The organism is Bowmanella denitrificans (assembly GCF_039522935.1).
Taxonomy (GTDB): Bacteria; Pseudomonadota; Gammaproteobacteria; order Enterobacterales; family Alteromonadaceae; genus Bowmanella; species Bowmanella denitrificans.
In genome coordinates this window covers 242,833-257,483 of sequence record NZ_BAAAEI010000006.1, presented here as the reverse complement: position 1 = coordinate 257,483, position 14,651 = coordinate 242,833, and the positions used below count along the sequence as shown (strand labels likewise).

Genomic DNA, 14,651 nt, shown 5'->3' with positions numbered 1-14,651 from the left:
AATAAATAAAGTTTTACTTTTTTATTACCGACATTCTAAAATCCTCTGCGAAAAAAGCCAGCAGCCCAAATTACTTAAGGGATTGGGGCGATTTGAAAAACATGCTAATTCGGAGGCATTCGCGGTGCAGAAATACGTTTTGTGGTATCAGCAGTTAGGCATGCATGATGTGGAACGGGTAGGGGGCAAAAATGCCTCTTTAGGAGAAATGATTTCCAACCTGGCCAATGCCGGTGTGATGGTCCCAGGGGGCTTTGCGACAACAGCAGACGCCTTTAACGAATTTCTGGAACAAAGTGGGCTGAATCAACGCATTCATGACGTTCTGGATGCCTTGGATGTGGATGATGTTAACGCACTGGCCAGAACCGGTAGTGAAATCCGCCAGTGGATTATTGACACACCGTTCCAGGCAGAGTTGGAAGACGCCATCAAGGCCGCGTTTGAACAACTTGAGCAGGAGGCCGGTGGTGAAGCGTCGTTTGCGGTGCGCTCTTCCGCTACCGCCGAAGATATGCCCGATGCGTCGTTTGCCGGTCAGCAGGAAACCTTTCTGAATGTCAAAGGGCTGGACGCCGTGATGACGGCTATCAAACATGTATTTGCGTCATTGTTTAATGACCGTGCCATTTCCTACCGGGTGCACCAGGGCTATGACCACAAAGGCGTGGCATTGTCTGCGGGTATTCAGCGCATGGTACGCTCCGACTGTGCCTCCTCTGGCGTAATGTTCACCATTGATACTGAATCCGGCTTTGAAGATGTGGTGTTTATTACCTCCTCTTATGGCCTGGGTGAGATGGTGGTGCAGGGGGCTGTCAACCCGGACGAATTCTATGTGCACAAACCAACCCTGGATAAAGGCAAGCCTGCCGTGGTGCGTCGTAACCTGGGTAGCAAGCTTAAGAAGATGATCTATTCCACCGACATGGGCCACGGCAAGCAAGTAGAGATTGTTGATGTGGAGCACAGTGACAGCCATCGTTTCTCCTTGAACGACACCGAAGTTATGGAACTGGCTAAACAAGCTCAGATTATTGAACAGCATTACAAGCGCCCCATGGATATTGAATGGGCCAAAGATGGTGTAGACGGCAAGCTGTATATCGTTCAGGCCCGTCCTGAGACAGTACGTAGCCGTGAAGATGCACAAACCATTGAACGCTTCCACCTCAAAGGCAAGGCCAATGTGGTGTGTGAAGGCCGCGCCATTGGTCATAAGATAGGTAGCGGTGTGGCTAAAGTACTGGCATCCATTGAAGAAATGGACAAGATTCAGCCAGGGGACGTGTTGGTGACGGATATGACCGATCCGGACTGGGAGCCGATTATGAAAAAGGCTTCCGCCATTGTCACTAACCGTGGCGGTCGTACCTGTCACGCAGCCATCATTGCCCGTGAACTGGGTATTCCGGCCGTGGTCGGCTGTGGTAATGCCACCGACAGCATTCAAACCGGTGATAAGGTCACGGTGTCCTGCGCAGAAGGCGATACCGGCTACATCTATGGCGATGTGCTGGAGTTTGATGTGGTGACTTCCCGTATTGATGCCATGCCCGATTTGCCACTGAAAATCATGATGAACGTAGGCAACCCGGATCGGGCTTTCGACTTTGGCCGTTTGCCGCACGCCGGTGTCGGGCTGGCCAGGCTGGAATTTATCATTAACCGCATGATCGGTGTGCACCCTAAGGCGTTGCTTAACTATGCATCCCAGCCCGATGAGGTCAAAACCGAAATCGATGAAATGATGGCGGGTTACGAGTCACCCCGTGAATTCTATATTCAGAAGTTGGTTGAAGGTATTTCCACTATCGCTGCGGCCTTCTCGCCAGAGAAAGTGATTGTACGTATGTCAGACTTTAAGTCTAACGAGTACTTTAACCTGGTGGGCGGTTATCAGTATGAGCCGCACGAAGAGAACCCTATGCTGGGCTTCCGTGGTGCCAGCCGTTATGTATCTGAAGATTTCCGTGAATGTTTCGCACTGGAATGTGAAGCCATTAAACGGGTGCGCAATCAGATGGATCTGACCAATGTGGAAGTGATGATTCCGTTTGTCCGTACCCTGGAAGAAGGCCGCAAGGTGATTGAGCTTCTGGCTGAGCAGGGTCTGAAACAAGGGGAAAATGGCCTGCGGGTGATTATGATGTGTGAACTGCCATCCAATGCCCTGCTGGCAGACAAGTTCCTGGATATCTTTGATGGCTTCTCTATCGGCTCCAACGATCTGACTCAGTTAACCCTGGGATTGGATCGCGACTCCGGTCTGATTGCACATTTGTTCGATGAGCGTAACGAAGCGGTGAAAGCCTTGCTGGCGATGGCCATAAAAGCGGCAAAAGCCCGTGGCAAATACGTGGGTATTTGTGGCCAGGGGCCGTCGGACCATGAAGACCTGGCTGCCTGGTTGGTTGAACAAGGTATTGATAGCGTGTCATTGAACCCTGATACCGTGGTGGACACATGGCTGTATTTGGGTGAAAAGCACGGAATATAATCTCACTGTTCTGCTGATATTCTGAAAAAAGCCGCAATCTGACGATTGCGGCTTTTTTTTGACATTTAAAAATAATATGCCACAGTGACATTTCCTCAGTAATGGAAGTAGAGGAATGGAATTAAACATCAACAAGGAAGGTTTTATGCAACCTGTATTTAAGTTTGTCACCCCGCTTTCGTTCATATTCAGCTCATTAGCTGAAAGTTGCTCAAACCCACAGTTAAGTAAAGGTCGCGGAATTTTTACCTCGCTGCCGTCATTGTTTAAGTGTCAAGGATTGGCTTTTGAAAACATTATTTATTGGACTTTTGATTGTTGCTGGGGTTGCTAGTGCATCAGAACATTTTACCTGTGGTCAGACTTTAGACATCCATAAGCTTAGTGAAGCCAGGGCTGAAATTGAAAAACTAAGTTACTTGGATACTGAGTATTACTATTCCGTAAATGGCAATCATTTTATTGGCGATAAGCGCAGTGAAATCTACAAGAATTTTCTGGAAGAATGTCTGAATAAACAATTGGTTAGTTACGACCTTGAGGCATTATCCTCAGCAGACCTATATGATATTTTTGATTTAATTCGTCATGTCAATTTTTACTATCAGGATCCAAGGCTTGTTAAGGCCATGGAGTTGATTGTTCTCGCCAGGCAGCGCAGGGGCGACATTGTATCTAATTTGCTGACATCCCTTCACAAAGCTTATATAAGGGGACGTGCTATCACTGAAGCACGCCAACTGGAAAAGCGTTACCCCGAGTTACAATTCACTGAAACCTTACCTCTGATAAAAAATATCAGCGCAGAAAGAGGGTTCCTAGAGTTAGATGACAATCGTCAGTCCATTTTGTATCGAAAATTTGAATTTGGCCCGAACGGGCATGTAGTGGTTGTGAGCTCTCCTATGTGTTCACCATCAAAGCGCTTTCTTTCCTGGTTAAATGCTCCAAACAGAGAAATGTATAAAGCGATATTTTCACGTTTCGCAACCTTTGTCTCTCCGCCTGGGGACTACTTACATATTGAAAGCTATCATGCTGCAAACAAAGAAATTGCACCAATTAAACTGCATTATATTTACAACAAAGACCAGTGGCCCGAAATTCAATTGTGGAATACCCCTGTGTTTTATTTTTTTTATGATGGAAAACTGGTGTCACAATTGATCGGCTGGCCTGAGGAGGGCCGGGAAGTGGCGTTGACAAATGCGTTGAAGGCCGTCAAATTGTTGTAGTGTCATGCAGCAATATTGTGCACGAAAGGTTGGCATAATGTTTTGTGCAGTTTCACCTTTTGAAATCTGCTCATAACCTGTCAATTCCAACTATAGCGCTTTATTAGCACGCTGCACCTGTACAGCCTTTGATTGTTACCGGGAAGTCGTATGCCTTATCGGGTGCACTTGTTTTCATTACGTATCGCCCATGCCTTTCGTGAAACTTGCTTAAGTGGTGAATATAACCTTTTACAGTTACGCAAGGATCTGTTGGCCGGTCTGAGTGTTGGTATTATCGCCATACCGCTGGCCATGGCATTGGCCATTGCCAGTGGTGTGGCACCGCAGCATGGCTTATATACAGCAATAATCGGCGGTTTTGTGATTGCCCTTTGTGGCGGCTCCAGACTGAGTATTTCCGGCCCAACCGCCGCTTTCATTGTGTTACTTGTTCCTATTACCAGCCAGTATGGTTTGGTGGGACTACTGCTGACCACCTTTGTTGCCGGGGTCATACTGGTAATGATGGCAATACTGAGGTTAGGGCGATTTATCGAATATATTCCCGAGTCAGTGGTATTGGGGTTCACCTGCGGAATTGCACTGGTGATTGCCATTTTACAAGTTAAGGATGTGTTGGGCTTACCACTTGCGTCCTTACCGGACGAATTTATCCATAAGATCCCGGTGCTGGTAACAGCCTTACCGGATGTGCACTGGCCCAGCTTGTTGGTAGCCGCTGTCACCTTGTTTATTATGATAGTCTGGCCGCGTTTGCGCCTGCCGTTGCCTGGCCATCTGCCGGCATTGGTGGTTGCCAGTGTCCTTGCCTTTGCCATGCATCAGGCCGGTTTTGCCACTGATACTATCGGTAGTCGCTTTAGTTACGCACTGGCTGACGGTACGGTGGGAATGGGGATCCCTGCGGCTATTCCAACATTTCAGTGGCCCTGGCAGCATGCTGATAAGGTTTGGCAGGCATTAACATTTGATTGGCAGTTAGTAAGAAGCCTGTTGCCGGCAGCCTTTGCCATCGCCATGTTAGGCGCAATCGAATCCTTACTATGTGCCGTGGTGCTGGATGGCATGAGTGGTCAGCGTCATAGTGCCAATAGTGAGTTGTTAGGGCAGGGCATAGGCAACATGATTGTGCCCTTTTTTGGTGGCATTACGGCGACCGCGGCATTGGCACGTTCAGCGGCGAATGTACGAGCCGGTGCCGTTTCACCGCTGTCGGCGATGTTTCATTCCGCTACGGTATTCGCTGCGCTGTTGATGCTGACAGACTTACTTAACTTTGTCCCCATGGCGGCGATGGCAGCCTTATTATTGGTAGTGGCCTGGAATATGAGCGAAGCACATAAGGCAATTCACCTTGTTAAAACCGCCCCTCGTGCGGATATATGGGTATTTCTGACCTGCTTTTTATTGACCGTGGCGCTGGACATGGTGATCGCTATTACGGCCGGGATCCTGTTGGCCGCCATGTTGTTTGTCAAAGACATTGCTGAAATGACCAAAATCACCGATATCACGCAGAGTAAAAGGCTGGTCAACTCACCACTGCCGGATGGCTGGTCGGTATTTAAAATTAACGGCCCACTGTTTTTTGCTGCCGCCGATCGCATTTTTGCCGAGCTCTCCACGCTTTGTGAAGACCATAAAGGCTTTGTACTGTATCTGGACGGTGTGACGATACTGGATGCTGGCGGATTGGCTGCCCTGAATAAGCTCATCAGCCAGTGTCAGCGCAAACAAACCCAGATCTATATTGCCGACTTACAGTTTCAGCCGTTAAGGGCGTTGGCGAAAGCAGGGGTGAAACCCATTGCTGGTGTGTTGACCTTTTATTCCAGCCTGGCGGATGCGCTGGACAATCTGGCAGACATAAAACGGATGGATTCGGCGTTGCCAGAGTTAAACAAAATATAACTGGTTAAAAATTCCGCAGATGAATTTATAATTTGCGGTATAATGCCGCGCTTTTTTTCAACCGGTAGTGCCCATTGTCAGTTCAAGCCACCATCAAAGCCGAACGCTCGCTGTTCTCTTACCCTAAATACTGGGCGCATTGCTATGGCACCGCGCCGTTTTTACCGATGAGTCGGGCTGAAATGGATGAGCTTGGCTGGGATAGCTGCGATATTATTCTGGTCACCGGCGATGCCTATGTGGATCATCCCAGCTTCGGTATGGCGGTGATAGGCAGGGTGCTGGAGTCCCATGGTTTCCGGGTTGGCATCATTGCTCAGCCGGACTGGACCAGTAAGGAGCCGTTTATGGCACTGGGCAAACCTAATCTGTATTTCGGTGTGACCGCCGGCAATATGGACTCCATGATCAACCGCTATACGGCAGATAAAAAACTGCGCCACGACGATGCCTATACACCAGGCAATGTTGGCGGTAAGCGCCCGGATCGAGCCGTGACAGTCTATTCGCAGCGCTGCCGTGAAGCCTACAAAGATGTCCCTATTATTATTGGCGGCATTGAAGCCAGTTTACGCCGGATTGCCCATTATGATTATTGGTCAGAGAAGGTGCGTCGCAGCATTCTGTTTGATGCCAAAGCCGATCTGCTAATGTACGGCAATGCCGAGCGCCCATTAGTGGAAGTTACCCACCGCCTGGCGGCGGGGGAAAATATTGACGATATTCAGGATGTCAGAGGCACAGCGATTATCGTTAAGCAGGCCCTGCCCGAGTGGCAAGGGGTTGACTCTACCCACCTGGATACACCGGGGAAAATTGACCCTATTCACAGCCCTTATCAGATTGAGCCCGACTGTGACTCGCAAAAATCTAATGTCGAGGTAAGCGATGATGGCGTCAACATTCAGCCGGTTCAGGCCAAACCCATCGTCATTCAGCCGGATAACAGACGTAAGCCCTGGGAAAAAGTCTATGTCAAACTGCCGGCTTTTGAAGTAGTACGAGACAATAAAACCCTGTATGCCCATGCTTCGAGGGTGTTACATCAGGAAGTCAACCCGGGGTGTGCCAGGGCTTTGTTGCAGCGCCACGGTGATCGTCATATCTGGATCAATCCCCCGGCTATGCCACTTGAAACCGAAGAGATGGACGCAGTGTTTGATCTGCCTTATCAGCGGGTACCACATCCGGTCTATGCGGATGCGAAAATTCCTGCCTACGATATGATCCGCTTTTCTATCAATATTATGCGCGGATGCTATGGCGGTTGTTCGTTCTGCTCCATTACCGAGCATGAAGGGCGCATTATCCAAAGCCGCTCTGAAGATTCCATTATTCGTGAGATCGAAGATATTCGCGATAAAGTTCCCGGTTTTACCGGTGTGATCTCAGATCTTGGCGGCCCCACTGCCAATATGTACCGGCTGCGGTGTAAAAGCCCTAAAGCCGAAGCAACCTGTCGGCGCCCATCCTGCGTTTACCCGTCCATATGTGCACATATGGACACCAACCACGCACCGACCATTAATTTGTATCGGCGGGCCAGAAACCTCAAAGGCATTAAGAAAATCCTGATTGCCTCTGGCGTACGTTACGACTTAGCGGTGGAAGATCCGGAATACGTTAAGGAACTGGCACTGCACCATGTAGGTGGCTATTTGAAAATTGCCCCGGAGCATACCGAAGATGGACCGTTGTCAAAAATGATGAAGCCGGGTATGGGCAGCTATTACCGCTTTAAAGAGCTGTTTGACAAGTATTCGTCAGAAGCAGGCAAGAAGCAGTACCTGATCCCGTATTTTATTGCGTCGCATCCGGGTACCAGCGATGAAGATATGCTGGCGCTGGCAATCTGGCTGAAGGAGAACCGCTTCCGCTTGGATCAGGTGCAGAACTTCTATCCATCACCAATGGCCAGTGCCACCACTATGTATCACAGTGGTGTGAACTCGCTGAAAAAGGTCAGCAAGGACAGCGAACAGGTGGTGTCGGCAAAAGGTGAGATCCATCGTCGTCTGCATAAAGCCATGCTGCGTTATCACGACCCGAAGAACTTTGCGCAAATCCGTGACGCTCTGAAAAAAATGGGGCGGGAAGATCTTATCGGGCGTGGACCGCAGCATCTGGTACCACCGGAATCGGCGCAAGAACGTCAGCAAAAACCGAGCAAAGACGGCCAACGTGCGCTGACCAAACATACCGGCTTGCCGCCACAGCCAAAATGGAAAAAATCGGGTAGCAAACCAAAAAGCAAGCAAGCGAATGGACGTGAAGGACAGCGCAGCCGCCAACGCTGAGTATCAAATATGTCAAAAGGCGCCTGCGGGCGCTTTTTACTTTGTCGGGTAAGTCAGTCAAGCTTGACCAATTAAGCCGAATTTATTTTTGAGTGACAGCTATGCAGCAACAAGAACAAAAGAATCCGCCTGTCAGGCCTAAACCGGTAAAAAAATATATGCAGGGCGCGCCGCTCTCCCCCTGGCGTGAGTCACTGCATGAAATCATCTTTGAAGCGGAAACGCCGGCCGGTAAATGGTTCGACATCTTGCTGATTGTAGCAATTGCCGCCAGTATTTTGGTGGTCATGCTGGACAGTGTGGCAGCGATTAATCTTAATTATCGTACCCTGTTATTTATGGCTGAGTGGTTTTTCACTATTTTGTTCAGCATTGAATACTTGTTGCGCTTGTTGTGTGTCAGAAAACCCATACGTTATGCCACCAGCTTCTTTGGTGTTGTGGACCTTATTTCCATACTGCCCAGCTTTTTGGCGCTGTTTTTTACCGGTGCGCAAACATTGTTAGTGGTGCGTGGATTGCGGGTGTTAAGGATCTTCAGGATCTTTAAGCTGGGTGAATATCTGGGCGAAGCCCATGCCCTGATCCGGGCCATGCGTAACAGCAGAGCCAAAATAGCCGTATTTTTATATACCGTTTGTGTCTTTGTGGTGATTTTCGGGGCGGCCATGTATCTGATTGAAGGCCCTGAACACGGCTTTTCCAGTATTCCGCAGTCCATGTACTGGGCCGTCGTAACCCTGACTACCGTTGGGTACGGCGATATCTCCCCACAAACACCCTTAGGCCAGATGCTGGCTTCGATGGTGATGATCCTGGGATATGCGATTATTGCGGTTCCCACCGGCATTTACAGTGCAGAACTGGCTCGAGAGTACCGCCGCGATGTCACAAATTTTGCCTGCCGCCATTGCGGTGAAGAGGAGCATGACCAGGACGCCCGCTTCTGTAAATATTGTGGTGGCGTGGTGCCCTGAGTCAGGCTTGCCAGTAGGCGATGCCTAGTCCTAACGTCGCTGCCGATAGCAAGGGAATAAACACCCGCCATAGCATGCCCGGTCCGGCTATAGACACGCTAATTCCGGCTTTCACCAGGGTATTTGTGCTACAAGCCAGGATAATGCCGGTTACGGCCGAACTTAACGGGATTTGTTCAAGGCTCATTCGTGACAGGGTCAGGTTAACCGGATCCACATCGGCAATACCCGATACTATGGCTAATAAATAAACCCCGTGGTCGCCCAAATATTCAGTGAGCGCCCGGCCAATCAACAAGATAATGGTCAGCAGCAGTCCAAAGCCGATCGCGGACTTAAGTTCCAATGGATTGACCAAATGCTCGATGGCTGCTTGTGGGGTCAGATGACGTTTAAACCAAAATGCCAGGGCAAAACCAAGTGTTACCAGCATCATAGTAGCAATGGGAAGCAGTAAGTGAGGGAAGAGCGCCGGATTAATAACAGTGGCGACCAGCAGAACTCGGGGAAACATAGTGCAACACGCCAGTAAAATCCCCACCGCCAGCGCCCCTTGTAACAGCGGTTGTTTTTGGCTGAGTCTTGAATAGGTCAGGGTGAGTGCTGTGGATGACGCCAGTCCGGCGGTGAGAGCAGTAAGTAGGATCCCCTTATCTGCGCCAGCCAGTTTAATGCTGATATAACCGACAAAAGAAATACCGGCAATCAGTACCACCATCAACCAGATTTCATAGGGATTCAGCACCTGCCAGGGACCATAGCCCTGATTGGGTAACACCGGCAGCAGCACCAGGGAGATCAGCAGTAACTGCAACACGGCTTGCAGTTCCTTTTCTTCCAAGCGTTTAAGCCAGGCATGCAACAGTTCTTTGTAACGCAGCAACAGCGCCATCACAATTGTCGCGGACACGGCCATGTCGGCCTTGCCTGAGGTGGCTAATGCGCCAAGCGCCAAAGTCAGTAGCATTGAAACCAGACTGGTGGCACTGACATCCTGACTTTCCTGGCGTTTAGTCCAAAAAGCAATGCTGATCGCCAGGGAAAAGCCAATAAAAATAACCGCAAAGGCGCTTGCGCCAAACGAATCGCTGAGTAAACCAGCGCAGCCACCAAGCAGGCCGGTCAGGCCAAATGTGCGTAGCCCTGCCACCCGACTTCCTTCTGCCAACTGGCGTGAGCGCCAGCCTCTTTCCACACCGATGAGTAAACCAATGGTTAGGGATATGCCGAGGGAAATCAATGAGTTTGGGTTATCAGATAGCAGCACTTATGCTCCAAATAGCGCCTTCACTAATTGTTTACGGTAAAGATAAACAGTGCTGAATGTCCATAGCTAGATGTGTGAATTCACTCAGAACACCAATACGGCACTATTATTCTGTTTATCAGAGCGAAATTCAAAGTGAACCTGGTAGCTATCGCACAAGCGCTTAACAATGGAAAGCCCCATGCCCAGACCTTGGCTGTCTGGTCCTTTAGTGCCGCTGTCGAACAATGTATCGCGTAGCTCGGCTGATAGCATGGGGCCTTGATTAACGATTAACAGTTGCCTATCACGCAGCTCAATCCTCAGCTCACCATGGCCGTGACTCACGGCATTACCAATCAGATTGGACAAGACGGCATCCAGTACCGCAGATGGCAGGGTGACAGTGAATTGTCCATCCACCTCGACGCTGACCAACCGGTCCTGCTCAGTCAGATGTTGCAAATGTGGCAGTAACGCTTGTTCAATGGCGAAACGAAGGTTTAATTGAACAGGCACAAGGTTCTCCTCCCGGGCCAGTGCCAGCAGCCCCTGCAGACAACACTGCATTTTCTCGCTGCTGTTGTTAAGACGTGTTACCAGTTCCACCTGGCGATGGTCCAGCTGGGTTTGGTTAAGCAGTGTCAGAGCTCCACAAAACACCGTGAGTGGGGTACGCAATTCATGGCTGACATCGCGGGTGAATTGTTGCTCGCGTTGGATAAAAGCATCGATACGCTGCATTTGCGTGTCCAGTGCTTGCGCCAGAATACCAATTTCGTTATTGGGGTACGCGTTGGCAAAGCCCTTGGGTAAGCCAGACTCTGTTGCAGTTTCAATTACCTGGGTAAGACGAAATAAGGGCTTGAGTAATCGGTTGGCAATGGACAAGGCCAGCAACAAGGCCAATAGCAGCACCAGCGACAGGCAAATCAGCAGAAACTTCAGCATGCCACCTTTTATCTTACGCACAATCAGATAATCACTGACTTCAGCGACTAACAGGCGTCCATCGTCTAACCGTTTAAGATGAAAATGGCGGCCGTCATCCACACCGATTTCCTTGCGCTGGGGCTCTGCTGCCAGCACTGATTGCAGTGCATCGGGTAGTTGGTGGATATCAGTATACAAAGTGACAAAGGGCAGGTGAGGGGCAGAGTTGCTCGTTTGGCTGACCCGTATTGCTTCGTCTTCAAGGATCCTCTCAAAAAAGCTGTCCTCGATATTATAAGCAAAAAGAAAACTGACCATGCCAAACAGCAATGCCGTCAGGCAGGTTGTCAGAGTCAGGCTCAGCAGCAACCGATATTTAAGACTATGACGGGTCATGAGGCAATGTCAGGGTAAAGCCCAAATGATGCAATGTATGCAGCAATGGGGTCGTGAAAGGTTTGTCGAGCTTCTGGCGTAGCTGATAAATATGCGAACGCAGGGCATCTGAGTCGGTTGGTTCGTCCTGCCAGATACGCTCGATCAGCTCAGAGCGAGTGACAACTCTTGGATGTGCCAGGGCAAGTACCAGTAGTATTTTGAACGGAATGGGATTTAAGTTCAGAGCCACGCCATCACGCCAGGCCTGGTTGGCACTTTTGTCTATAACCAATGGGCCGAGTGTTAGATTATGTGGCTGGTTTACTTCATGACGGCGGCTCAGGGCCATACAGCGCATCTTAAGTTCAGGCAAAGCAAAAGGCTTGGTCAGGTAATCGTCAGCGCCCAACTCAAATCCCTTTACCTTGTCATGCAGACTGTCCCGCGCGGTAAGCATAAGAATTGGGATATGCCGGTCAGCCTGACGGCGCAGCTCTGTACAGAGTTGCCAGCCGTCCAGACCGGGTAACATCAGATCCAGAATCAACAAATCATAATAATGTTCAAGGGCAAGTTGCAGTCCCAATTGTCCATTGTGGGCAAAATCCAGTTGCCAGTTTTCCGTTGCCAGGAATTCGGCAATATTGGCGGCAATATCCCGGTTGTCTTCAATTATCAGTATTTTCAATGCTGGACCTCACTCGTAACGCTTACCTGACGACTTGCTTCGATTCCAATTCGTTAAGCAATGCCTGCACGTTTTCGGATTCTGGGTGCGCTTGCAAGTACGTGGTTAAGGTTTGCCTTGCCGCCAGGTCATTACCCAGCGCCTGATGCATCTGGGCAATCTGTGTCACCAGGGCAGGGTGCTGCATAATGGGGTTGACCAGTTCCATAATACGAATTGCATTGTGTTTGTCATTTTTATCTTGGCCAAACTGAGCAAGATAGTAACCGTACATGCCAATCAGCTCCACTTGTACGGCGCTGTTTTCTTTTAACTGCGCGGTACTGTAGGGCATCCCCTCTAATAAATCCCTTACCAGTTTGATACTGTTGTCGTCTTTGTATGACGGACGATGCTTGGCCTCAACACCCATGGCCTTAAGCACTGCCAAGGCGGTATCTACGGTAGAGAACGGGTTCTGACCGGTAACCAGACGGGTGTCTGTGGCCACATGGCTAAGCATCAGTGCTGAGCTTTCAAATTGTGCACCACGCTCGCGGAGTTTGTCTTCCAGCAAAAAAGAGAAGTCTTTTTTCCACTTTTTGCCAAATGCTGCTTCTTCCTGATTAGTAAAACCATTCACTTTTTTGCCTGAAACCAGGTAGCTGCCATCCGAGAGCTTTACATTAACCAATGCAGCAGGTCCATGGCATACGGCAGAAACGATACCGTTGTTTTCCCAGATAGTGCCGATAATATGTTGCAGGGCCTTATCCTGATAAAGGTCAAACATCGGGCCCTTACCACCCACGACAAACACCGCCTGATAATCGGCTGGCTTAATCTGGGACAACACCAGGCTGTTGTTAAGCTTGCTGATGGCTACTGGATCCTGGGAAAACGCCTGATTATAGGGCTTTTCCGGGTCATATTTATCAGCCACCGGGTAACCGCCCAAGGGACTGGCGATATCCACTTCCAGGCCGTTGTTGCTAAATACCAAATAGGCTTTGGTCAATTCATCAAATTCAAAGCCAGGCTTGATAATCTCATCAGCCGTGTTTGTTTCGCCGTAACTGCTGACAACCATCAGCATACGGGGTTTAGCATACAAGGTGCTGCTAAGCAGCAGGCCCACAATTATCGTGAGGTAATTTAGCAGTTTCATAAGGTTGCTCCGTTTGTTTGTGCCGCTAGCATCCATGACTTAATGTGAAATGACTGTGAAGTGCTGACAAATACGCTGATGTTGTTAAGGGCAAGCCCTATTGGGTGCGCTCAGGATTATTTTCAGGCAGAACGCTGACCAGCGTAAATTGTGTGTGAAATGAAAAACGCCCCTGAGGGCGTTTTAACCAGGCGTTAAATCTTGATAAAGATTTTACGTTTATACAGCCAGGCAGAAAGCAGGTAATGCAGGCCCACAGCAATTAATGCGAACAGCAGCGAGGCGTTCTTCTGTGACATCATGTCGCTCAGAAGCTGGAACAGCCACTGATAAGCGCTGATGGTTTTGCCATCTACATCAAAGCGAATCACCTGGCCAAGTGTGGCGGCATACAACCATGACAGCACATAGATAAACAATGGGTTACTGCCGTACACCTGGGCCCAGTGAAAGCCTTTTTGCCACTGCTTAATATCATGACAATAAATGATGAGTGCCAGAATCAGCCAGGCAAATGCGCTGCATACCAATACATAAGAGCCTGTCCACAGCGCCTTGTTAATCGGCTGAAGCGGGTGCCACAGCAAACCTGCTAATAGCGCAATTGCAGCCCAGGTTAGTAAGGTCTTAATTTTAAGCTGATGAGTGGCGCAGGCTACCAGCATGCGGGAGGTTAAGTAGCCTGCCAATAATGTCACCACGGCAGGTAAACAACTTAACAACCCTTCCGGGTCAAAAGGCATACCGAAGCCCTGATACAGATGGTCAGCTCCCAGCACTGCCATATCCACCTGGCGCACCAGGTTATGTTCAAGGGACCATGGCAGCGGGCTGACTTGCATCAGTAACCAATAGCCAAGCAGAATTGCAGCGCTGGCCAACCATACCCCACGCCCACTGAGGGTTAAAATAAGCAATGCGCCGACAAAATAACACAAGGCGATACGCTGCAGTACGCCCATAATGCGCCAGTTTTCCGGGTCGCCGGTAAAAGGGTAAATATTTAGTGCAAAACCGATCAAGAACATCAGCAAGGTACGTTTAACTATCTTAATCCAGGGAATTTGCCCCTTGGGAATACGCCCCATGGAATGGAACATGGCAGCGCCGACAATAAACAAAAAGAACGGAAAAATAAGGTCTGTTGGGGTCAAACCATGCCAGCTTGCATGCAGAAGCGGTGCATATACATGCGACCAACTGCCGGGTGTGTTAACCAAAATCATTGCCGCCAGAGTCAGGCCGCGAAAAATATCCAGACTCAATTCACGTTTCATTGAATCACCTCTAATCCATCGATACAAAAAAGCGCGCCTACACAGAGCGCGCTTTGCAA

10 protein-coding genes are annotated in these 14,651 nt (G+C 49.4%); 5 read left to right on the top strand and 5 right to left on the bottom strand.

Annotated elements, in window-relative coordinates; all coding sequences use genetic code 11:
- The first annotated feature begins 124 nt into the window (after positions 1–124).
- The 5 genes from ppsA to ABD028_RS04080 all read left to right on the top strand — a co-directional run bounded on the left by ppsA (position 125) and on the right by ABD028_RS04080 (position 8,923).
- Positions 125–2,500 carry a phosphoenolpyruvate synthase gene (ppsA, locus tag ABD028_RS04100; RefSeq protein WP_343842089.1) on the top strand — a complete coding sequence of 792 codons (2,376 nt, stop codon included), beginning with the start codon at positions 125–127 and terminating at the stop codon, positions 2,498–2,500.
- A 287-nt stretch (positions 2,501–2,787) separates the two neighbouring features.
- Positions 2,788–3,735: a hypothetical protein gene (locus tag ABD028_RS04095; protein WP_343842087.1), complete on the top strand. Its 948-nt coding sequence runs from the start codon at positions 2,788–2,790 to the stop codon at positions 3,733–3,735.
- Positions 3,736–3,885: 150 nt separating this feature from the next.
- Positions 3,886–5,649, top strand: a complete 1,764-nt coding sequence (gene dauA / locus ABD028_RS04090; protein WP_343842085.1) for a C4-dicarboxylic acid transporter DauA — start codon at positions 3,886–3,888, stop codon at positions 5,647–5,649.
- Positions 5,650–5,831: 182 nt separating this feature from the next.
- Positions 5,832–7,946, top strand: coding sequence for a YgiQ family radical SAM protein (locus ABD028_RS04085; RefSeq protein ID WP_425542080.1), 2,115 nt, complete (start codon positions 5,832–5,834; stop codon positions 7,944–7,946).
- Between the two features lie 101 nt (positions 7,947–8,047).
- On the top strand, positions 8,048–8,923 hold the full coding sequence (locus tag ABD028_RS04080) for an ion transporter (RefSeq protein WP_343842079.1): 876 nt from the start codon (positions 8,048–8,050) through the stop codon (positions 8,921–8,923).
- A gap of 1 nt (position 8,924) precedes the next feature.
- Here ABD028_RS04080 and ABD028_RS04075 read toward each other — a convergent pair whose 3' ends face one another.
- The 5 genes from ABD028_RS04075 to ABD028_RS04055 all read right to left on the bottom strand — a co-directional run bounded on the left by ABD028_RS04075 (position 8,925) and on the right by ABD028_RS04055 (position 14,592).
- On the bottom strand, positions 8,925–10,190 hold the full coding sequence (locus ABD028_RS04075; protein ID WP_343842076.1) for an MgtC/SapB family protein: 1,266 nt from the start codon (positions 10,188–10,190) through the stop codon (positions 8,925–8,927).
- A gap of 84 nt (positions 10,191–10,274) precedes the next feature.
- The gene (locus ABD028_RS04070; protein ID WP_343842073.1) at positions 10,275–11,498 is read right to left on the bottom strand and encodes a sensor histidine kinase; all 1,224 of its coding nucleotides are present in this window, start codon (positions 11,496–11,498) and stop codon (positions 10,275–10,277) included.
- Complete coding sequence (locus ABD028_RS04065; protein WP_343842070.1) at positions 11,485–12,168, bottom strand: response regulator transcription factor; 684 nt, start codon at positions 12,166–12,168, stop codon at positions 11,485–11,487. The genes ABD028_RS04070 and ABD028_RS04065 overlap by 14 nt, the downstream gene beginning before the upstream one ends.
- A gap of 22 nt (positions 12,169–12,190) precedes the next feature.
- Positions 12,191–13,315, bottom strand: a complete 1,125-nt coding sequence (locus ABD028_RS04060) for a type 1 glutamine amidotransferase domain-containing protein (protein WP_343842068.1) — start codon at positions 13,313–13,315, stop codon at positions 12,191–12,193.
- Positions 13,316–13,509: 194 nt separating this feature from the next.
- Entirely contained in the window at positions 13,510–14,592 is a 1,083-nt protein-coding gene (locus tag ABD028_RS04055; protein WP_343842066.1) for an acyltransferase family protein, read from the bottom strand.
- Between the last annotated feature and the right edge of the window lie 59 nt (positions 14,593–14,651).